The organism is Asanoa sp. WMMD1127 (genome assembly GCF_029626225.1).
Classification (GTDB): domain Bacteria; phylum Actinomycetota; class Actinomycetes; order Mycobacteriales; family Micromonosporaceae; genus Asanoa.
The window spans coordinates 4,892,320-4,913,101 of record NZ_JARUBP010000001.1 but is presented as its reverse complement, the minus strand read 5'-3'; the positions used below and the strand labels follow the sequence as shown (position 1 = coordinate 4,913,101).

At 72.1% G+C, this 20,782-nt stretch carries 20 protein-coding genes and 1 pseudogene; 8 read left to right on the top strand and 13 right to left on the bottom strand.

Translation table 11 applies throughout. The features are described from left to right. Positions 1-241: 241 nt before the first annotated feature. Entirely contained in the window at positions 242-823 is a 582-nt protein-coding gene (locus O7635_RS23515) for a TetR/AcrR family transcriptional regulator (protein ID WP_278082622.1), read from the bottom strand. Positions 824-849: 26 nt separating this feature from the next. Between O7635_RS23515 and O7635_RS23510 the strand changes: the two genes are divergently transcribed. Beyond that, positions 850-1,626 (top strand): class I SAM-dependent methyltransferase, encoded by a 777-nt coding sequence (locus tag O7635_RS23510; protein ID WP_278082621.1) that lies wholly within the window; start codon positions 850-852, stop codon positions 1,624-1,626. Here the strand turns inward: O7635_RS23510 and O7635_RS23505 are convergent. Continuing rightward, on the bottom strand, positions 1,623-2,594 hold the full coding sequence (locus O7635_RS23505) for a phosphotransferase (RefSeq protein WP_278082620.1): 972 nt from the start codon (positions 2,592-2,594) through the stop codon (positions 1,623-1,625). The genes O7635_RS23510 and O7635_RS23505 overlap by 4 nt on opposite strands. Positions 2,595-2,636: 42 nt before the next feature. Continuing rightward, on the bottom strand, positions 2,637-3,236 hold the full coding sequence (locus tag O7635_RS23500) for an iron transporter (protein ID WP_278082619.1): 600 nt from the start codon (positions 3,234-3,236) through the stop codon (positions 2,637-2,639). A gap of 72 nt (positions 3,237-3,308) precedes the next feature. Between O7635_RS23500 and O7635_RS23495 the strand changes: the two genes are divergently transcribed. After that, a complete protein-coding gene (locus O7635_RS23495) occupies positions 3,309-3,929 on the top strand; it encodes an NAD(P)-binding domain-containing protein (RefSeq protein ID WP_278082618.1) in 621 nt (206 codons plus the stop codon). Between the two features lie 58 nt (positions 3,930-3,987). On the opposite strand, the gene O7635_RS23490 is transcribed toward O7635_RS23495, so the two are convergent. Then, positions 3,988-5,358 carry a glycosyl hydrolase family 18 protein gene (locus tag O7635_RS23490; protein ID WP_278082617.1) on the bottom strand — a complete coding sequence of 457 codons (1,371 nt, stop codon included), beginning with the start codon at positions 5,356-5,358 and terminating at the stop codon, positions 3,988-3,990. A gap of 164 nt (positions 5,359-5,522) precedes the next feature. Between O7635_RS23490 and O7635_RS23485 the strand changes: the two genes are divergently transcribed. Together O7635_RS23485 and O7635_RS23480 are read left to right on the top strand one after the other, a co-directional pair. Next, entirely contained in the window at positions 5,523-6,512 is a 990-nt protein-coding gene (locus O7635_RS23485; RefSeq protein ID WP_278082616.1) for an NADPH:quinone reductase, read from the top strand. Positions 6,513-6,525: 13 nt separating this feature from the next. After that, positions 6,526-7,719, top strand: a complete 1,194-nt coding sequence (locus tag O7635_RS23480; RefSeq protein ID WP_278082615.1) for a DNA polymerase domain-containing protein — start codon at positions 6,526-6,528, stop codon at positions 7,717-7,719. A 476-nt stretch (positions 7,720-8,195) separates the two neighbouring features. On the opposite strand, the gene O7635_RS23475 is transcribed toward O7635_RS23480, so the two are convergent. The 3 genes from O7635_RS23475 to arfB are packed head-to-tail and all read right to left on the bottom strand — an operon-like array spanning position 8,196 to position 10,442. After that, positions 8,196-8,927, bottom strand: coding sequence for an enoyl-CoA hydratase/isomerase family protein (locus tag O7635_RS23475; RefSeq protein ID WP_278082614.1), 732 nt, complete (start codon positions 8,925-8,927; stop codon positions 8,196-8,198). Between the two features lie 17 nt (positions 8,928-8,944). Then, complete coding sequence (locus O7635_RS23470; protein ID WP_278082613.1) at positions 8,945-9,991, bottom strand: ROK family protein; 1,047 nt, start codon at positions 9,989-9,991, stop codon at positions 8,945-8,947. Between the two features lie 25 nt (positions 9,992-10,016). After that, positions 10,017-10,442: an alternative ribosome rescue aminoacyl-tRNA hydrolase ArfB gene (arfB, locus tag O7635_RS23465; protein WP_278082612.1), complete on the bottom strand. Its 426-nt coding sequence runs from the start codon at positions 10,440-10,442 to the stop codon at positions 10,017-10,019. A gap of 65 nt (positions 10,443-10,507) precedes the next feature. Between arfB and O7635_RS23460 the strand changes: the two genes are divergently transcribed. After that, positions 10,508-10,975 carry a MarR family transcriptional regulator gene (locus tag O7635_RS23460; RefSeq protein ID WP_278082611.1) on the top strand — a complete coding sequence of 156 codons (468 nt, stop codon included), beginning with the start codon at positions 10,508-10,510 and terminating at the stop codon, positions 10,973-10,975. Then, complete coding sequence (locus O7635_RS23455) at positions 10,972-12,216, top strand: MFS transporter (RefSeq protein WP_278082610.1); 1,245 nt, start codon at positions 10,972-10,974, stop codon at positions 12,214-12,216. Before O7635_RS23460 ends, O7635_RS23455 begins: the two co-directional genes overlap by 4 nt. On the opposite strand, the gene O7635_RS23450 is transcribed toward O7635_RS23455, so the two are convergent. The 5 genes and pseudogenes from O7635_RS23450 to O7635_RS23430 form a co-directional block, all read right to left on the bottom strand. Further along, positions 12,152-13,114: a hypothetical protein gene (locus O7635_RS23450; protein WP_278082609.1), complete on the bottom strand. Its 963-nt coding sequence runs from the start codon at positions 13,112-13,114 to the stop codon at positions 12,152-12,154. The two genes, O7635_RS23455 and O7635_RS23450, sit on opposite strands and share 65 nt — an antisense overlap. 35 nt (positions 13,115-13,149) lie before the next feature. After that, positions 13,150-13,761 carry a hypothetical protein gene (locus O7635_RS23445; protein WP_278082608.1) on the bottom strand — a complete coding sequence of 204 codons (612 nt, stop codon included), beginning with the start codon at positions 13,759-13,761 and terminating at the stop codon, positions 13,150-13,152. 132 nt (positions 13,762-13,893) lie between these two features. Then, entirely contained in the window at positions 13,894-14,100 is a 207-nt protein-coding gene (locus tag O7635_RS23440; RefSeq protein ID WP_278082607.1) for a hypothetical protein, read from the bottom strand. A gap of 67 nt (positions 14,101-14,167) precedes the next feature. Beyond that, positions 14,168-14,790, bottom strand: a pseudogene (locus O7635_RS23435) (DUF6596 domain-containing protein); the annotation flags it as partial. Positions 14,791-14,793: 3 nt separating this feature from the next. Next, positions 14,794-15,585, bottom strand: a complete 792-nt coding sequence (locus O7635_RS23430; RefSeq protein WP_278082606.1) for a class I SAM-dependent methyltransferase — start codon at positions 15,583-15,585, stop codon at positions 14,794-14,796. A gap of 120 nt (positions 15,586-15,705) precedes the next feature. Here O7635_RS23430 and O7635_RS23425 point away from each other — a divergent pair, with 120 nt between their 5' ends. Both O7635_RS23425 and O7635_RS23420 read left to right on the top strand, forming a co-directional pair. After that, complete coding sequence (locus O7635_RS23425; protein ID WP_278082605.1) at positions 15,706-16,326, top strand: hypothetical protein; 621 nt, start codon at positions 15,706-15,708, stop codon at positions 16,324-16,326. Positions 16,327-16,361: 35 nt separating this feature from the next. Next, positions 16,362-17,153 carry a hypothetical protein gene (locus O7635_RS23420; RefSeq protein ID WP_278082604.1) on the top strand — a complete coding sequence of 264 codons (792 nt, stop codon included), beginning with the start codon at positions 16,362-16,364 and terminating at the stop codon, positions 17,151-17,153. Between the two features lie 46 nt (positions 17,154-17,199). Here the strand turns inward: O7635_RS23420 and O7635_RS23415 are convergent, their stop codons facing one another. After that, positions 17,200-20,598 (bottom strand): family 16 glycoside hydrolase, encoded by a 3,399-nt coding sequence (locus O7635_RS23415; RefSeq protein WP_278082603.1) that lies wholly within the window; start codon positions 20,596-20,598, stop codon positions 17,200-17,202. Between the last annotated feature and the right edge of the window lie 184 nt (positions 20,599-20,782).

The following is a 20,782-nucleotide window of genomic DNA, read 5'->3' as shown; positions in this document are numbered from 1 at the left end:
TCGAAGCTGGCCACGGGCTGGCTGCTGTTGCTGCTGCTCCAGGCGTTGACCGCCGGGTACGCCCTGCGCCTGGACGGCGAGTCCCTCGGGCCACTGTGGAGCCTGCCGTTCCAGCAGGTGCTCTACCGCCAGATCATGTACCTGGTGGTGGTGCAGGCCGTGGTCACCGCCGTGCTCGGCAGCCGGCTGCGCTGGCACCGGATGGCCCGCACGGGCGCCGCGGCGGCGCTCGCGCCGGAGGTCACGGGACCGCTCCCCGAATCGCCTCGCTGACCATCCGCCGCACCGCGCCGGGCTCCGGCGCGTCACCGCCGGCGAAGACCAGATGGCCGCTGCCGATCAGGGTGAGGCCGAGGGTGTCGAGGTCGGCGTCCGCCCGCAGGCGGCCCAGGTCGCGCTCGGCCGCCAGGTAGTCGGCGATCATCGCGCCCGCCTCGCTCAGCAGGGGGAGCCCGTGCGGCCGGTCACGGCGCAACCGGGCTCGCAGCCCGTCGCGGAAGGTGATCAACGCGATGATGCCGACGGCGACCGAGCCGAACAGGTCGGTGAGCGCCCGGGTCAGGTTGTCCACCACGCTGCCGGTGCCCGCGGCCGCTTGCAGCGCCGCGGCGTCGGTCTCGAGGCGGACGATCCGGTCGCGGACGAGGTCGGCGAGGAAGTCGTCGAAGTCGGCGAAGTGCCGGTGCAGCACGCCCTTGGCCACGCCGGCCTCGTCGGTCACTGCGCGGCTGGTCAGGGCACTCGGGCCGGCCCGGAGCAGGACCCGCTCGGCGGCGCCGAACAGCTGCTCGCGCGGGTCACGGAGGAACACACCGGTCGGCAAATCGTCATTTCCTTTAGAGTGGGCGCATGCCCACTCTACCCGTGCATCACCATCGTGAGGTCGCCGAGTCGTTCGGAGTGGACGCGGAACGCTACGACCGCGCCCGGCCCCGCTACCCCGCCGCCCTGATCGAGCGGATCGTCGCCACGAGTCCGGGCTCCGACCTGCTCGATGTCGGTTGCGGCACCGGCATCGCCTCCCGCCAGTTCCAGGCGGTCGGCTGCCGGGTGCTCGGCGTCGAGCCCGACCCGCGGATGGCCGCCCACGCCCGCCGGCACGGTGTCGAGGTCGAGGTGGCGAAGATCGAGGGCTGGGACCCGGCCGGCCGCGTTTTCGACACGGTGGTGGCCGCGCAGGCCTGGCACTGGGTGGATCCGCGGGCCGGCGCCCACGCCGCGTTCGACGTGCTACGTCCCGGCGGTCGCGTCGCGCTCTTCTGGAACGCGGGACAGCCGACGCCCGACGCGGGAACGGCTTTCGCCGGGATCGCCGCCCGCTTGGTCCCGGAGCTGCCGGCGATGCCGGCGGACGCCCTGGCCGCCTACGGGTCCATGGCCGACACGGCGGCCGCGGGCCTGACGGAAGCCGGCTTCGAAGCCGTGGAGCACTGGCGCGACGACTGGCAGCACACCTACACCCGCGACGAGTGGCTCGACGTGCTGCCGACGCAGGGCATCTTCACCCGGCTGCCCGCGGACCGGCTCGGGCCGCTGCTGTCGGAGACCGGCGCCGCCATCGACGAGCTCGGCGGCGCCCTCACCGTGCACTACAGCGCCGTGACCGTCACCGCGGTGCGGCCTTAGATCACGTCGGCCTCGGTCAGCTCGCCCAGCCACTCGGCCGGGGCCGTGCGGACGTCGTCGTCCAGCGGCAGCGACGAGCGGTCGAGCGACCGGCGCCAGGAGAGGGCCCGGCTGACCCGGGTGACGCGGCAGGCGAGGGTGGCCGAGTGGCGCAGCGCCGCCGGGTCGCCCGGCCAGTCGGCCAGGTAGGCGTCGCGCAGGCGGAGCAGTTCCGGCGCGCCGGGCCGCAGGCCGAACGTGTGGCCCGCCGACGAGAGCGTGACCAGCAGCGTGCCGAACGGGTGGGCCACGCTGGCGTCGCCCCAGTCGAAGAAGCGGCCGTTGACGAAGACGTTGCCGTCGTGCAGGTCGTCGTGTTGCAGCGACGGGGCGAGACCATCGGCGGCGAGCTCGGCGCACCAGTCCGCATAGGCGGGCGCCACCGCCGAGACCGCGGCCAGGCGCTGCTCCCCCAGGTCGGCGCGGACCGCCGGGTCGTCGAGCAGGCCCGCCAACTGCGCCGGCAGCCGCTCCGGGCGCAGGTCGGGCACGCCCAACGCCACCATCTCGTCGGCCCGCTCGGTCAGCACCCGCTGCAGCGCGCCATAGGCGGCCAGCATCCGCGCCCAGTCGTCGAGCGTCGGCGCGGTCTCGCGGAGGATCTGCCCGGCATCGGCCGTCAACAGCCAGCCCCGATCGGCGTCGACCGCGACCGGCACCAGCACCTCGGACGGCGCCCACCAGGCCAGCGCCGACGCCAGGGCCGCCTCGTAGCGGCAGCCGTGGGTGTTGGCCTTGAACCAGTGCACGCCGCGGGTGGTCGGCACCCTGAGGCTCACCGACCAGGGCCGCACCCGGGTCTGCTCGAACGGGCCGGTGACCGGCGTGCCATGGGCGGCGAGCCGCTCGGTCGCCCAGGCCTCGGCGCCAGCCCGCCAGACCGGGTCGAGCCAGTCGTTGCCGTCGATGGTGGAAATCGCCGTCCGCACGGGCGCCAACCCTAGCTACGCCCGGCCCGGCCGGCACCGGAATTATCCCGCGGTCGGCGCGTCCGCCCCGCGCGGCGACGCCTCCGGGCTCTCCTTGCGACCGTTGGCGAACGTCACGTTCTCGAAGCGCACGTCGACCCGGGAGTCGTACCGCTTGCCGTTGACCGGATCGTGCCGCATGAACGTCGGCGCCGCGATGCGGACCGTCACCTCGAACGGCCCCGCGTCGGGCACCTTGGCGTTGCCGCCGTAGTGGTAGAGGAACGGATGCCACAGGAACGGCAGCTCGACGTTGGTCAGGATCGGCTTCCCGGCGCGCTCGACGTCGACGTGCACCCGCAGGCCCGGCACGAACCGGCCGTCGCCGGCGTCGGCCACCGCGACCTCCAGGTGCACGTTGGCGTCGGGGGCCGCCTCGCGCCAGACCAGCACGCCGTCGTCGAGCATGTACATGCCCTCGGCCTCTTCGTTGACGAGCGCCACGAGATAGTCGCCGGCCCGGGCGGTCGCCGCGCCGTCCTCGTCGGCCATCGCGCCGATCGCGTGCCCGTAGGCGTCACCCTGTTCCCGCGCGACCCGAAGCTCGTCCCGAGTCGCCTCGTTGCTCTCTTCCATCGGCGGATAGGTCGGTTCGGTGGTCATGGCCGCCACCTACCCACGGAACGAACCGGATAACCCGGGAAGATCATCGCCGCCGTACGCGTTCCCGTTCATATGGATATCGGAATAATCGGCGCCGGTCTGATCGGCGGCACCCTTGCCCGGCGGCTCGGCGCACTGGGTCACCGCGTGGTGGTGGCCAACTCCCGCGGCCCGCACACGCTGGACGAGCTGGCCGCCGAGCCCGGGGTCAGCGTGGGCACGGTCGCGCAGGCGGCCGACCACGACCTGGTCGTCATCTCCATTCCGACCAGGGCGGTGCCTGACCTGCCGGGCGACGCGTTCGCCGGGAAGGTCGTCGTCGACACCAACAACTACTACCCGCAGCGGGACGGGCAGATCGCGGCGATCGACGGCGGGACCGCCTCGTCGCGCTGGGCGGCCGACCACCTGACGGGCGCGCGCGTCGTCAAGGCGTTCAACACGATCAACTGGAAGCCGCTCGGTGCGGCCGGGCAGCCGGCCGGCACGCCGGGCCGCATCGCCCTGCCGCTGGCCGGCGACGACGCCAACGCCAAGCAGGTCGTCGCGGAGCTGATCGACCAGCTCGGGTTCGATCCCGTCGACACCGGTTCGCTCGACGAGAGCTGGCGTCAGGAGCCCGGCACGCCGGTGTACGGCGCGAACCGCGACGCCGACGGCGCCCGCGAGGCGCTGGCCGCCGCGGTCCGCTGAGCTGACGCATCGGGTGCGGCGGGAGGGTGCTCCCGCCGTACCCGATGCCGGATCTTCGTCAGGGAAGCACCCAGCGCTGGTTGGCGCCGGCGAAGCAGTCCCAGATCTGCAGGCGCGCCCCGTCGGCGCTGCTGTTGTCGCGCACGTCGAGGCACTTGTTGGACTGCGGGTTACGCAGCGTCTGGTTGGACTGCGCCTGCCAGACCTGCGCGCCGGAGCCGTTGCAGTCCCACAGCTGCACGTTGGCCCCGTTGGCGGTCGAGCCGCTGGCGACGTCCATGCACTTGCCCAGCGCCCGCAGCGTCCCGTCGGAGCTGACCGTCCAGGTCTGGGCGTTGGTGCCGTTGCAGGTGTAGAGCTGCACCGCGGTGCCGTTGGCCGTGCTGGCCGCCGCGACGTCGACGCACTTGCCGGCCAGGCCGGTGATCCGCCCGGTGCGCCCGGTCGGCGGGTTCGGGTTGCTGCCACCGGTCGCCACCGAATAGATCGCGCTGACCAGTGAGTTGGCGTTGTTGGGGTCCTGGGACAGCTCCCAGTTCATGATCCCGCCGGCGTTGGCCATCGCCCACTGCGTCTTGGCGCGCACGGTCGGCAGGCCGTTGTAGCACTGCTGGACGCCGTTGATCGTCGCGCAGTCCTGGTTCGCGAACGCCGGGTTCTGCGCGATGATCTGGTTGTACGGGATGCCGCCCGGCCGGCTGTAGAACGGCACGCCGACGACCGCCTTGCTGGCCGGCAGCCCGCGGGACTTCCACTCGTTGATGCTGCTGATCGTCCAGTTGTAGTTGGCGTGGGGCGAGCCACCGTCGTACGTCATGATGTTGAGGAAGTCGACCATCCCGAAGACGGCCGGCTGCACACCCTGCGCGGTGCCGCCGCCGGAGACGACCGCGGCGGTGAGCAGCTTGCCGCGGCTGTGCATGGCCGAGCTGAGCTGCGACATCAGTGTCGTGAAGTTGTTGCCGGAGGTGCCCGGGTCGGGGTATTCCCAGTCGATGTCGACACCGTCAAGGTTGTACTGGTTGACCAGGTTGACCACGTTGGTGACGAATGTGTTACGAGCGCCGGCGTTGGCGGCCATCTGCTCGAAACCGGAGTCGTTGCCGTCGTTCCAGCCGCCGATCGCGATCAGCACCTTGGTGTTGGCGGCGTGGCCGGAGCTGACGATCTGCTGGAGCTTGCTCGGGTTGTCGACGGCGGTCAGTCCGCCACCGGCGGTGGGCAGCACGAACGAGTAGTTGATGTGGGTCAGCTTCGAATATTGGATGTTGCCGGCGCTGCCGGCCCAGGAGGGCATGTAGCCGACGCTCTTGAAACCGTTGGGCAGCACGGCGGCCTGGGCGGGCGACGGTGCGGCCAGCACGGCGAGCGTTCCGGCGGCCACCGCGGTCACGGCGGCGAACGCGGCCGCGGCGAGTCTCTTGGTCATGGTCGGACCTTTCGAGGCACGGGCGATGTGCGTGGAGTCGTGCGGAGGGCGCGCTGGTGGGGCGGCGGTGGGTGTCCCGCCGATGGGCCTCGAGGTGGCAAAAGCTTAGGAAACTTTACTATTCAAGTCAATGGATGTCTGGGCATATCGTTAAGCTGGCGACCATGCGCGCAGTCGTCTACCGCGACCACGGCCCCGCCGCCGAGGTGCTGCGGATCGAAGAGGTGGACACGCCGAGTCCCGGCCCCGGCGAGGTGCGGGTGCGGGTCGCCTACTCGGCCGTCAACCCGACCGACTGGAAGGCCCGCTCGGGCGCGGTCCCGCAGAACCGGTCAGCCCATCTCCAGGTGCCCAACATGGACGGCGCCGGCGTCGTCGACGAGGTCGGCCCGGGCGTCGACCCCGGCCGCATCGGCCAGCGGGTCTGGCTCTACCTGGCCGCCCACGGCCGGCCGTGGGGCACCGCCGCGCAGTTCACCGTGCTGCCGTCCGACCAGGCGATCCCGCTGCCCGACAACGCGTCCATGGCGCTCGGCGCCAGCCTGGGCGTCCCGGGCGTGACCGCGCACCGGTGCCTTTTCGCCGACGGCCCGCTCGACGGCCGCACTGTGCTGGTGGCCGGCGGCGCGGGCGCGGTCGGCCGCTACGCGATCCAGCAGGCCGTCGCCGCCGGCGCCACGGTGATCAGCACCGTCTCCGGCGACGCCAAGGCCACGCTCGCCCGCGAGGCCGGCGCGCCGCACGTGGTCAACTACCGGTCGCCCGACGCGGCCGACCAGATCCGCGCGATCGCGCCCGAGGGCGTCGACCGGTTCGTCGAGGTGGCGCTGGCCAGCAACCTGCGCCTCGACCTCGACGTCGCCGCGCCGAACGCGGTGATCGCCAGCTACGCCGCCGAGCCGCGGCCGGCCGAGCTGCCCGTCCGGGAGCTGATGAACCGCAACCTGCTGCTGCGCTTCGTGCTGCTCTACACGATGCCCGACGAGGCGTTCCGGCAGGCGGCCGCCGACCTCACCGCGGCCCTGGCCGCCAACCTCCTCACGCCCCCGCCCACCACGGTCTTCCCGCTCGACGACACCGCCGCGGCCCACGACGCTGTCGAAGGCGGCGCGGTCGGCAAGGTCCTGATCGCCGTCGACCCCGACGTGACCTAGCTAGGGTGGGCCTGTGGCGTCTGAAAAGCTGGAGGTCGGTGGGCGCGAGGTGACGATCACCAACCCCGACCGGGTGGTGTTCCCCGAGGCCGGCCACACGAAGCTCGACCTGGTCCGCTACTACCTGACCGTGGCCGAGGGCGCGCTGCGCGGCGTCGAGGGCCGGCCCATGGTGCTCAAGCGCTTCGTCAAGGGCCTTTCCGAAGAGGCGATCTGGCAGAAGCGCACGCCGGCCAAGCGGCCCGACTGGATCGACACGGTCGAGCTGCGCTACGCGCGCGGCACGTCCGCCGAGGAGACCGTGGTCCGCGACGCGGCCGGGCTCGCCTGGGTGGTCAACCTCGGGTGCATCGACCTCAACCCACACCCCGTGCGCGCCGAGGACCTCGACCATCCCGACGAGCTGCGGGTCGACCTCGACCCGATGCCCGGCGTCGAGTGGGGGCAGATCGTCGACGTCGCCCTGGTCGCCCGCGAGGTGCTCGAAGAGCACGGCCTCACCGCCTGGCCCAAGACCTCGGGCTCGCGCGGCTTCCACATCTACGCCCGCATCGATCCACACTGGACCTACCGCGAGGTGCGGCTGGCCGCCGAGACCGTGGCGCGCGAGGTCGAGATCCGGGTCCCCGACCTGGCCACCGCCCGCTGGTGGAAAGAGGAGCGCGAGGGCGTCTTCGTCGACTTCAACCAGAACGCCAAGGACCGCACGGTCGCGTCGGCCTACTCGGTGCGCCCCCTCCCCGACGCCCGCGTGTCGACGCCGCTGACCTGGGACGAGGTTCCCGACTGCCGGCCCGCCGACTTCACCCTGACCACCGTGCTCACCCGCTGGGCCGAACGCGGCGACGCCTGGACGGGCATCGAACACGCCCGCGGCTCTCTCGAACCCCTGCTCGACCTGGCCAAACGCCTGGGCCCGGCTGAGAAACCCCCCAAGGGCGAGGGCCGCCGCCTACAGACCCGGCCACTGATCGAGATCGCCCGCTCGAAGACCAAGCACGAGTCCCTGGCCGCCCTCGACCGCTGGAAGGCCCGCCACGCCGCGATCGTCGGCTACCTGCAACCCGCCGACATCCTGGTCGACGGCATGCGCGGCCGCAGCTCCATCTGGTACCGCATCCGCGTCAACCTCCAACACGTCCCCGAAGCGGAGCGCCCGGACCAGGAGCCCTTGGAAGTCGACTACAACCCCTGGGCGGGATCGTGAAAGAGCTCTGACCCTGCTCGGGCTCGCGGTGGGCGGGATCGTGAAAGAGCTCTGACCCTGCTCGGGCTCGCGGTGGGCGCGACCGTCGCTCCCGCCAGGGTCCGCTCCGCTTCGCTGCGCTTGCCGGGTCCGCCGTGGGTCACTCCCGGAGCCGACATGCCAAAGCATGTGCGCACATGCTTTGGCATGTGCGCCCGAACAACCACCCTCCGGCTACAGCGACACGCCCGAGATCCAGCGACCCGCCAGCCGGGCGGCACGGGCCGCCTGGCGAAGGGGCCGCCGGGCGGTGGCGGAGGCTTTCCCCCCGGAGGCTTTCCCCCCCGGGGGCGAGGCGGGGGGAGGCCTGCCGGGGGAAAGCCCGCCGCAGGGCAAGGCCCGCCACGCGGGACAAAGCCCGCCACGCAGGGCAGGGCCGCCACACAGGCAGGACCCGCCACGCAGGGCAGGGCCCGCCGCGGGCAAGGCCGGCGGAGCTACGCGCGGTTGGCCAGGCGGGTCAGGTAGGCGGTGATGGCTTCGCGGACGGGTGGGCTGGTCCAGGCGTCGATGATCTCGTCGATGGAGCCGCCGGCCATCAGGCGGCTGGCGTCGGCGCGCAGCGCCACCTTGGTCATCGTGAAGCTGGCCGCCGGGATCGCCGCGAACGCCTCTGCCCGGGCCACCGCCGCGTCGAGCAGGTCGGCCGGCGCGACCACCTCGTCGACCAGGCCGACGGCCTGCGCGTCCGCGGGGGCCAGCGTGCGGCCGGTGAGCACGAGCGACGCCGTGCGTGGCCCGAGCACGAACCGGATCGCCTCCAGGGCCGCCCCCGGGAACGGCACGCCGACCAGCAGCTCGGTGACGCCGATCGTGCCGGCCGACATGAAGCGGTAGTCGCAGCCGGCGGCGATCACGCAGCCGCCGGCGATCGCGTGGCCGTTGACCGCCGCGACGAGCGGCCGGGGGTGGTCGAACACCGCCTGGAACACGCCGCCGAGGGCGAGCAGGAACTCCCGCGTGTAGGTCTCGCCGCCCTCGACCAGCCGCTTCAGGTCGACGCCGGCCGAGAACGCCCGGCCCGCGCCGGTGACCACCAGGGCCGGCGCCCGCTCCAGCCCCGCGAGCGTCGACGTCAGCTCGCGCAGGGTCTCCAGGTCGAGCACGTTGACCGGACCGTTCTCGATCCGTACGACCGACACCGCACCGCGTTCCTCGACGCTGATCACCTCGGGATCATCGCATCTCAGATGGTGTCGCGCGGCACCGCCTGCCGGGCGGCCAGGGCGGCCCCCCGGGCGCCGGCCATGTCGAGGTCGGGCACCAGCGCGAACGTCGCGACCCGGCGCTGCTCGTCGCGGAGCTGGGTGTGGTGCCGGACCCGGTCGAGGAACCACTGCCCGAACTCCGCGGAGGCCTGCACGACGCCGCCGCCCACGAAGTAGGCGTCGGGGTCGGTGAAGTTGGCCGCGATCGTGAACAGCCGGCCGATCGCCATCGCCTGCTGCTCGAAGATGGCGCGGGCCAGCGGGTCGCCGGCCTCGCCGAGCCCGCGGACCAGCTTGGCCGCCGTGGCCGGCGACGCCTCCGCGGCCAGGGGGTGGTCGGGGTGCTGGGCCAACCAGTACGGCAGCAGGTTGCGCTCGATGCCGGTCAGCGAGGCGATGCTCTCGGCGTCACCCTCGAAGCCGCAGTTGCAGCTGGGGATCGGCTGGTCGCCGTCGAGCAGCCCCCGCATCGGGATATGCACGTGGCCCAGCTCGCCGGCCATGCCGGCCGCGCCGGAGACGATCCGGCCGGCCTCGATCACTCCCCCGCCCAGCCCGGTGCCGACGATCGCCGACACCGACGACCGGGTGGCGCCCAGGAGTCCGAAGTGGACGTGGTGGGCGTAGAGCGCCGCCGCGTTGCCGTCGTTGTTGTAGACGACCGGCAGGCCCAGCCGCTCCTCCAGCGCGCCGCGCACGTCGAAGCCGCGCCAGGCCGGGTCGACGAAGTTGGTCGAGCCCTTCGCCGAGATCACGCCGGTCGCGCTGGCGGGGCCGGGTGTGTCCAGCCCGACGCTGCGTACCGCCGCGCGCGGGACGCGGGTGTGGGTCAGCACGTTGTCGAAGGCCTCGGCCAGCGCCTCGACGGCGACGACGGGACCCTCCTTGACCCGGCTCGGGCTCTCCAGCAGCCCGTCGACCAGGAAACCGCCGGCCGAGTCGACCACGGTCGCGTTGTTGGCGTTGCCGCCGTTGTCGAGACCGACGACGACCCAGCCCTCGACCGCCCGCACGCTGTCGTTCATGAGGCGATCCTGTCACGGCTGCGGGTCAACCGCCCTCGTCCGGTCGCCGGAGGCGCTTGACCTCGCCGCGGCGTTTCTTGGCCGCGATCCGCCGTTCCTTCGCGCCGCGCGACGGCTTGGTCGCCCGGCGTGGTGGCGGTGGGGCCGCGATCGCCCCGGCGACCAGGGCCGCCAGCCGGGCGAGGGCCGCCTCGCGGTTGCGCAGCTGGGCCCGATGCTCGGACGCGGCGATCGTGAGCACGCCGTCGACCAGGCGGTTGGCCAGCCGCTCCCGGGCGCGGTCCTTGAGCACGGGGCCGAGAGCGGTGGTGGCCTCGAGATCCCAGGAGAGCTCGACCCGCGAGTCGGAGGTGTTCACCCCTTGACCGCCCGGGCCGGAGGAGCGGGAGAAGCGCCAGCGCAGCTCGGCTTCGGGAATCTCCACGCCGGGTCTGATCATCAGTGGCGCCATGCCGCCCAGGATAGGACCACAGCGAGTTTGACAGTGCTTATATAAGTGCTGTTACATCGTACGTCGTGGACCTTCTCGACAGCAGTCACTGGGGACCGGTCTGGGCCCTCCTGCACGGCATGGACCGGGAGATCGCCGAGCTCTACGCCGAGGCCGGCATCGGGGACGTGCGTACGCGGTTCGTCGGGCCGATGATCCAGCTCTCCCGGCAGGAGCCTCAGTCGATCCAGGAGCTGGCCGACCGGATCGCCGTCACGCACTCCGCGATGAGCCAGACCGTGGCCGCGATGCGCCGGGCCGGGCTGGTCGACGACGCGCCCAACGTCGACGGCCGCACCCGACGGATCCGGCTGTCCGACCGCGGCCGCGAGCTCGTGCCGTTCCTCGCCGCGGAGTGGCGGGCCACCGAGGCGACGGTGCGCCAGCTCGACGCGGAGCTGCCGTACGCGTTGTCCACTGTGGTCGAGGACATCCGGCGGGCGTTGGAGCGGCGGTCGTTCCGGGACCGGCTGCGCGCCAACTTCCAACTGTGAGGGGCGCGCTCGCCGACCTGCGTCCGCTGCGCGACCATCCCACGTTCCGCCGGCTCTGGCTCGGCAGCACGCTGTCGGGCTTCGGCGGGCAGTTCGGCGGCTTCGCCGTCGTCTTCTACGTCTGGGACCGCACCCACAACCCCGCGCTGGTCGGCCTGCTCGGCCTGGTCTCCGCGGTTCCGCTGGTCACGGTGGCGCTGCTCGGCAGCGCGTTCGTCGACCACGTCGACCGGCGCCGCCTGGCCAGCGGCGCGACCTGGGGCCTGTTGGCGACCAGCCTGCTGATGGCGGTCACGGCGGCGACGGCCAGCCCGGTCGGGGTGATGCTGGCGCTGTCGGCGGTGCACTCGGCGCTGGCCGCCCTCGCGTACCCGGCGCTGCGCGCCTTCACCCCCGTGCTGCTCCCACCCGAGCGGCTGGCCGCCGGGCTGGCCCTCAACCACCTGTCGTTCCAACTGGCGATGCTGCTCGGCCCAGCGGCCGCCGGCCTGCTCACGGCCCTGTCCGGCCCGACCGCGTGCTTCGTGGTGGACGCGGTCTCCTTCGGCGCGGCGCTGGCCGGGATCGCCGGCCTCCCCCGGGTCACCGGCACGCCCGGCGGCGGCGCGGGCCTGCGGGCGGTGGCCGACGGGATCCGGTTCGCGGTGCGCACCCGCCCGGTCGCCGGCGCGCTGCTCGCGGACCTCTGCGCCACACTGCTGGCCATGCCGGTGGCGCTGTTCCCGGTGGTCAACCAGGAGCGCTTCAATGGATCGCCGGCGAGCCTGGGCCTGTTCCTGACCGCCATCGGCGTCGGCGGCGCGATCGCGTCCGTCCTCTCCGGACTGTCGACGCGCCGCCGCCGACCCGGCGTGGTGCTGCTGGCGTGCGGCGGGATCTGGGGTCTCGCGCTGGGCGCCGCAGGCCTCGTCGGCTCCCTTCCCGCGGTGCTGGCCTGCCTGGCGGTGGCCGGCGCGGCGGACACGTGGGCGGTGGTCGCCCGTGGCACGGTCGTGCAGTCGTCCACACCGGACGGTTACCTGGGGCGGGTGGCCGCCCTGGAACACGTGGTCGGCGTTGCGGGCCCGGAGCTGGGCAACCTCCGCGCGGGCCTGGTCGCCTCGGTGACCACGGGCGGCGCGGCCATGGCGATCGGCGGCCTGACGTGCGTCGTGGGCACGTCCTTGCTGGCGGTCTTCATCCGGCCGCTGCGCACAGCAACCGCCCCAACGCCGGCGACGACGGCCCAGCCAGCACCGTGAGCCCCGTCAGCTCGGCCGTGACCGCGGCTGCGACCTGGTCGTCGAACACGTCGCCGGCCAGGACGACGGTCCGCAACCCGGTCTCCTCCGCACACCGCCGCGCCTCGTCGGCGACCAGCGCGACGACGGTCGCGTCGACGCGAGCGACGATCTCGGCCTCGCCCCGACCGTCGCGGAGATCCGCTACGACGGCCCGCACCAGCTGCGCCGGGTCGAGCCCGCGGACCGCATAGGGGCGCGCACCGCCGGGGCCCGTTCGAGCGATGACATCGTCGGGGAGGCCGAGGAGGGAGCGGATGGCGGCGAGGAGGAGGCCGGCGCTGGAGGTGGTGGCGCAGCCGTAGCCGGTTTCCAGCTGGCGGGCCAGGACGCGGCGTTCGCGGGTCGAGCAGGCGCGCACCGGCGCCAGATCCAGGTCCCAGGGCACGCCCGCGTGGTGCAGGTGCGCCAGCGCGGCCCGGTGCGGCCGGCCGGCGGTCGCGCCGGCGCAGCGCACGTAGTCGAGGTGGGCGAAGCGGCGGAAGCCCTTGTAGCCGGCCACCAGCACCTCGCCGCCCCAGGTGGCGCCGTCCGGACCGTAGCCGCCGCCGTCGAACGCGAACCCGATCACCTGGTCGTCCGGGCCGAGCCCGTGGGCCGCCAGGACGGCCGCGACCAGCGCGTGGTGCCGACCCACCGCGCGGATCGGCAGGCCCAGCCCGCGGACGGCGTGCGCCGCGGCGGGATGCAGGTCGACCGCGACCACCTCCGGCGTGACGCCGGACCGGGCGGTGAGATCGCGCACGGCGCCGTCCGGGTCCGCGACCTCGCTCACCCAGGCGTGCCGACCGGCGCCCAGCACCGATTGGTCCGGCCCGACCGCGAGCGTCGGGGTGACCTCCCACGGTAGCCCGATCATCACAATGGGATTATCCGGGGCAATCCCGGCGGCCATCACCGGTTTCGCGTTACCGGCCGGACGCGCCACCGGGTCGGGGCGTCACCCGGCTCGTCCTCGACGGGCGCCACGGGGTCCCGGCCGCGACGACTGCCCCCGTACGCCGCCCGCCGCACTCCCCACAGCCAGCCGTCGGGGTCGAGCCCCGGCGCCGCGTGGCGGACGGCGTCGAAGCCGACCGCCCGATCCACCGCCGCGGGCACCGGCGCGCCCAGCGTCACCAGCGCCACGGTCCGCCACCGGCCGAACCGCCGCGCCGCCGCGATCCGGAACCCTTGCTCGGGCCCGACGCCGGGCCAGGGCAGCGCGGCCAGGTAGTACCGGCCCCGCGCGGTCCGATAGCCGGCGACGCTGCTGTAGAACGTCACGGGCGACCGCCGCGGAAACGGCACCTGCCGCAGCAGCGGCACGGCCCCGGCGGCGGTCGAGAACAGCAGGTCCAGGTCGCGCCCCGGCCCGCCACCGTCGCGGATGCGCACCGCGACCCCCAGGACGTCCGGCCACCCGCGCGGCAACCCGGCGCCGCGGGAGAGCCGCACCAGGGCCGCGTACTCACGGGGCTCGTCGAACAACGCCACTCCGAGGCGACGACCGCCGACGGTGGTCACGGTCGCATCGTGCGTGCCACCTTTCGGATGCACGGCCCGCCCGCGCCGCACCCGCGCGAGCAGCCGAAAAGCACCGGCGACGAGGACTCCCATGCCGCGTCTGTACCCCCGCCGGGGAGACGTACGCGTCCGCTAGATCGGTTCGGCGACCACGTCGGCGGCCGGCGCGGTCAGGCGGGTGCCGTCGGCGAGGATGACGTCGACCAGGCCTGCCGCGTCGGCGGCGCTGACGCCGAAGACCGGGGCGCCGGCGAGGGTGGACTCGGGTGAGCGGCGGCCGCGAGGTGGCCGGTAGACCCAGCGGAGATCGCTCGCCGCGCCGTTCGCCTGCATCCGCACCGCCCCCGTTCGTTACCGCGACGCCGGCGGGGCGTCGTGTCTCCATTTGATCCGATTTCGCCGCCGCTCACGAACCGGCGCGCCGAGCCAATCGGGCCGCCCGCAGGGTGAGGTAGCCCTGCTCCGCGGCACTGGTCGCGCGGGCCGCGGCGGCCCGGTAGTGGTCGAGCGCGGCGGCCTCGTCGCCGGCCAGTTCGTGCAGGTGCGCGCGGACCGCGTGCAGCCGCTGGTGGCCCGGGAGCCGCTCGTCCAGCGGGGCCAACCGGGCCAGGCCGACCCGCGGCCCGTCGACCATCGCGGTCGCCACCGCGTGGTTGAGCGCGACCACGGGACTGCCGGTCATCCGTTCGAGCACGCCGTACAGCGCGCGGATCTGTGGCCAGTCGGTGTCGGCCGCGCGGTCGGCCCGGCCGTGCAGGGCGGCGATCGCGGCCTGGAGCTGGTACTCCCCCACCGCGCCGCGCCCGAACGCCGCGTCCACGAGCGCGGTGCCCTCGGCGATCATGCCGCGGTCCCACCGGGTGCGGTCCTGCTCGGCCAGCGGCACGAGCTCGCCGTCGGCGGCCGCGCGGGCAGCATCAGCGCGAGCAGGCCGGCCACCTCCGGATCGTCGGGGCGCAGCCGGTGCACCATCCGGGTCAGCCGGATCGCCTCGCGCGACAGCTCCGGCCGGTGCAGCCGCGTTCCGGACAGTCAGGCCGGGGTCGTACCGCGCACGGTCCAGGCGCGGGCGGTGAGCCTGATCGAGCCGTCGGGAGCGGCCGGGAGCCGGGAGCGCAGGAGGTCGCGGAGCCGGTTGCGGTCGACGGGCTCGAGCCGGGCGACGAACCCCGGCGCAGGCCCCTGACCACCGAGAAAGGGCGTCCAGTAGTCGTCGAACGAGGTGAACGTCGTCGGAATGGAGACGGCGTCGACGGTGACCCCTTGCAGCCCGGCGCCGGTCCACATTGTCCGGAGCGGATCGGGCCGGCACACGGCCGAGAACCGGTCGAGCTCGTCCGGCGCGGCGGCGTCGACCGTGGTGGCGGCGGTCCAGAAATATCGCAGCATCTCCATCCCGTCGCCGTAGTCCCAGACATAGGCGGCGACCGTCCCACCGGGCGCGGTCACCCGCGCCATCTCGGCGACGGCCCGCGCGGGCTCGGGCACGAAGTTGAGCGCCAACCCACTGACCGCGATGCCGACGGCGTGATCGGCGAGCGGAAGCTCACGGGCGTCACCGACCCGAAAACGGGCCCGCGGATCACCCACCCGCTCGGCGGCCGCGGTCACGAACGCGGGTGAACTGTCGACCCCGGTCACCTCGACGGGCGCAGCGCCCGCGACGACGGCGCCGCTCAACGCCCCGGTCCCGCACCCGACGTCGACCCACGAGAGCCCGACCGGCGCGGTCAACCACCGCAGGAACAACGGCGCGACACGCCGACTCCATCGGCCCATATAGGCCTCGTACGCGTCCCGCTCGGACCACCGCTCCGGCACCACGGCAGCAACGATATCCGCTCACCGCCATCAATTGACCCCAACGAGTGAAGGCTCGTTCAGCTGTCCGACCCACGACGGATTCGACCATGGAACGCCGGTTAACATGGCGTTCGCACCTTTTTGGATGATCAGAACCGAGGCTGGGAAGTGAGTTCGCTCAACGGCAGGCAAGGCACGTTCGCGACCCGTCAGGAATGGACGAGCCTCGGCGCCGCACTCGCTGCTGTCCTGATGACGCTGACCGGCTACTGGGTCGCCCGCATCGCCAACCACACCGAGGAGGCTCGGGCACCACGGACGTCCGCGAGCGCTCCTGCCTACGCACCCGCATACGGCGTCGCCGGGGTCGGCGAGAACGGCATCTGCGCCGAGATCAGGGTGGTCGAGACGGACCCCGCGCTGCTCGTCGACTGCGAGAAGGTCGAACTCCGCAACCGCGGCCTGGATCTCGACTATCCCCCCGACGCCGAGCGATCCGCGGACGTGATTGCTGATCGAGGCATCCTCACCGCCGGCGAGCGGTCCTGGTTCGTCGTGTTGGATCCCGACGAGCAACCGACGTTCCGCAAATGCGGTTCGGATCTCCTCCCGAAGAGCTATTGGTTGAGCCTGTCGCAACTGCCCGGGCACACGATCTGTGTCCGGTCCGACGAAGGTCGCATCGGCATCATCCAGCCGGAGACGGTCACGGCCGGGAGCGACCAGGCGAGCGTCCGCCTCACGGTCTGGAACAAGAGTTGACCCGAGCCACCAATTCGGGTGGGTCGCAGATACCTATGCAGTCCCCGCCGCCCAACGGCGGTCAGGCGACGTCGACGCAGACCGATCCGGCAACCGCGGCGGCGGAACGCCTGCGGCAGGTGACCGGACATCTGGCCGCGGCCTTCGCCTTGATCGCCGTCCTCGGCGTCGCGGCGGACTTCCTGCAGATCCTCGACGTGATCCAGTCAGAGGAGTTCGGACCGACCCAATGGGTCCTGTGCGGCGGGTTGGTCGCGCTGCCGGTGGGCGCTTCGGCGCTGCTCTACTGGAGAAGCCATCGCACAATTACGTTCTTCGTCTGGGGTGCGACGCTGCTTGCGGCCCTCGGCGGCTTCGCGTTCGGCTCGGCCAACCGACAGACCACCGAAGTGGCCAATCCGGGCGCGTGTGAGATCAAGCCATACAAGTCGGAACCGGCACGGCGGGTACACGACTGCCAGCGCCACTCCATCGCCGACGGCGAGTCGATCGACATCGACGACACGTCGACGCGTGCCGCGAACCCGAAGAAGGGCGCCGACCTGTCGATGCGCGCCAGCCAACTGGAAGCGGCGCAAGCTTCGGTCACCGTATCGGTCGTCGACCGGGCGACGGTGACGGACGGGGTCTACGCGGTGTCCTATGAGGGGTGTCGCCAGGCCATCCCCAGCACGCGTCCGGTCGATGCGGTCGACCTCGCGTCCTCGGTGGCCATCTGCGTGAAGACCGACGAGGGTCGCGTCGCGATCCTGGAGTTCGTCGACTACGACGCCGAACGCCAGTCGGCCGTCTTCAACATCACGTGTTGGGCGCTCGCCCCTCGTTGACGGTCGGGCGCCGGCCCTTTCACGGAACCGGCGCCCGAGCGTCCCGTTACATCGGTTCGATCCAGATGTTGCGGTAGCGGACCGGGTTCGTGTGGTCCTGCAGGCGGATCGGGCCCGGGGTGTTGGCTTCGGCGGCGCCGCCGCCGGTGGGTCCGTTGACCGCTACGTTGTTGTGCACCGTGACGCCGTTCCAGACCACCGTCATCCGGGCGTCCTCGGTCTTCGTCGTGCCGTTGAAGCGGGCCGCGCGGAAGGTGATGTCGTAGGTCTGCCAGGTTTCCGGTGCGGTCGCCGCGTTCGTGTCCGCCGCCTTCTTCTGGTAGATGGCCGCCGCTTCGTCGTTGCCGAGCGACGTGTCGCCGAACGAGTCCAGCACCTGCAGCTCGTAGCGGTCCTGCTGGTAGACGCCGCTGTTGGCGCGCGCCTGGCCGGTCACGTCCGGACCGTACAACGGCAACCAGAACTCCACGTGCAGCTTGTAGTCCCCGTAGCTCTGCCGCGTGCGGATGTCACCGCCGTTGACCTGCATGCCGCCGCCCGTGATGGTCCAGGTCGGGTTGCGGCCGTCGGTGTGCTGCCAGTTCGCGGTCATCGACGCCGCGGTGCCGTCGAAGAGCACCGTCCGCGTCGGGCCCGACGCCGAGGCGTAGACCTCGAGCTCGTAGATCCGGGCCGCCCCGTTGCCGTCGCTGGCCGGAGTCTGCACGTTGAGCCGGACGTAGCGTGCCTGGACCGCCGTGAACGTGTGGGTCGTGGTCGCGGCCGTGTTGCCCGTGACCGTCGCCACCGTCGTCCACGAGGTGCCGTTTGTCGACACCTGGACGGTGAAGTCGCGGGTGTTCCACGCCGCGTTCTCACCACCGGTCGCCGCGTGCTTGAGCACCACCCGGCTCACCGAGGTGGCCGCGCCGAGGTCGACCTGCATCCACTTCGACGAACCCAGCGAGCACCACTTGTCGGTGTTGCCACCGGTGACGCTGCCGTTGACGGCCTTGGCCGCGCCCTCGTTGGCGTTGCACGAGCTGTCCGACGTCGCCGGCTTGTTGAGCGCCAGGTTGACCGTCGACGGGCCGCCCGTGACCGTGATGTGATCCAGGTTCACGTGCCCGATGTCGCCAGGATCGACCTTGTACGCGATCGTGTTCGTCCCCGCGTTGAGGTTGACCGCGTCGGTCTTCATCGCCCACGTGTCCCAGTTGTTGGTGGTCGGCAGGGCGACCTGCCGCACCTTGGCGCCGTTGACGTAGAGCGACACCGTCTTGGTGCCCGTGCCGCCGTCGGGGCCGTTGGAGTAGCGCAGGTTCACGTTGTGGGAGCCCGCGGCCGCCGCCGACACCGAGAAAGTGGTCGTGGCGCCCTGGGTGCCGTAGCCGGCGACGAAGCCCGAACCCGTGTAGTTCAGGTGGTCGTTGGCGACCGACGCCCCACCGCTCAGCACCGCCGACTCGGCCTCGAGCACGCCGCCCGGCTGCTGCGGGCCGCCGACGAGCGCGTTGAGCGTGTACCAGGCCTCCGTGCTCCACAGCTCCTGACCGTTGGCGGCGGTGAACGGACGCGGCGAGCGCACGTACACCACACGGCCGGCCTGGAGGCCGTTGATCTTCAGCGTCACCTTCTTGCCGTCGGCCGACGCGGTGGCGGAGGTCACCGACAGCGTCTGCTCGTCGACCTTCGGGCCGCCGTAGTTCTGCGTCGGCACGTAGCGCCACTGTTTGACCGTGAACTTCGTGGCCAGCGAGGCGAGCGTCGCGGCCGACAGCGGCTGCGTGTATTCCAGTTCGAAGCCGCCGGCCACCGCCCGCATCGCCAGGATGTCGAACGCGTTGCCGCCGTTGGGGGTCAGCTTCTGCAGGCCGTACTTCAGCTTGCCGGCCTGGCCCCAGTTGCCGTCCGCGCCGAGGCCACCGACGTAGATGGCGCCGTTGGGACCGATCGACGTGCGCAGCACGCCCATCTCGAGGCCCTGGGTGTGCCGGAACAGCGCGCCCTGGTACTCACCGTTGATCTTCTCCAGGAACGCCCGCTGGAGGCCGCCGTAGGTCACGTCGCCGATCAGCATCTGCCCGGCGAACGGTCCTGATTGGACCATCACCGGCGTGCTCGGCGAGTTCGCGATCTCGTTCTGCGGCATCCACAGCACCGGCTGGGTCACCGGCTGGCTCTGGAACGGCCCCGCCGGGTTCATGTAGAGGTTGAAGAACCGGTCCTGCTTGATGTGCACCAGCTTCGACGACGGCAGCCAGTCACCCTGGTTGTCGGTGACGAAGATGCCACCCTCGGGACCCCAACCGATGCCGTCGGGCGTACGCAGGCCGCCCGCCACGTAGTGCACCGCGCCGGTGTTCTTGTCGACCCGGATCGTGCTGCCCCGGTTGGGCGCAGGCTGCGGGTTGGTCGTGGCGCCGCCGTAGTTGATGGAGATCGACAGGTTCAGGTAGAAGTACGGCGCCTGGTAGAGCAGCCCGAAGGCGAACTCGTGGAAGTTGCCGCCCCACGGCCAGGTCGCCACCTGCCGGTAGTTGTCGGTCACCCAGTCGCCGTTGGTGTCGTTGAGCTCGGTCAACCGGTGCTTCTCCGACACGTAGAGCTTGCCGTCGACGTACTTGATGCCCATCGGCTCGCGCAGCCCGGTGGCGATCCGTTGATAGGTCACCTGCGACGGGGACGTCGCGGTCTGCACGTTGGACAGCAGGTAGACCTCGCCGAGCACGTTGTCGGTGCCGCCCCACGTGGTGATGGCCAGCCGGCCGTCGGGCAGCCAGTCCATCGCGGACACCTGCGGCTGGAAGCCGGTGGGCCGCAGGTTGGTCAGCGTGTAGTTGGGGTGCACGCCGGTGAGCGGCAGACCGTCGCCGGGCGCGTCGGTGACGCCCTCGCACTCCTTGCGGCCGGGCGCGGTCACCCGCACGACGCCGGCGTCCGTGGAGAGCACGCTGTTGGGCACGAGGACGAACGACGACGAGCCGGGCGTACGCCAGTCCAGCGTGATCTGCTGGTCGACGCTGCGCTCGAAGTGGTCGATCCGCAGCGAGTGGTAGCCGGTGGTGAGGTTGACCGTGCCTTCCTTGGGCGGCTGGGCGCTGTGCAGCCCGTCATGGTCGATGACGACGGCGTTGTCGATCAGCAACCGGGAGCCGTCGTCGCTGGTCAACCGGAACGTGTAGCTGCCGGCGGTGGCGATGTTGATGTTGCCGATCACCTGGCTGACGAAGTTGTCGCTGAACCCGCCGAAGTCGGCGGTCGTCGTCCAGTTGATCGTGGGCATCAGCTTGTCCACATTGGGCGTCTGGCCCGGTTTCAGGTCACAGATCTCGTTGAGCGGCACCTGCACGTCGAAGACCCGCAGGGTGACGCCGGGCTCCTGGGGAGGCGGGGCGGCCGTGGCGGTGGTCGGCGCCATCAGCAGGCCCCCGACGAGCAGGCCGGCCGCCGCGAACCAGGACAAGGGACGTAATTGTCTGCTCATTGTTCCTCCGGGACGGGAGAGGGACAAAGCGAAGGGGGGATCGACGCGGGTCACCGCGTTGCGCACACGGTAGGGGTCTTCCGTTCGTCTGTCCATATCTAAACTTCGATGCGACAGAACTTCCGTCGAACCCAGCAGAAGTAGCACCGATGCTGCCGAAAGG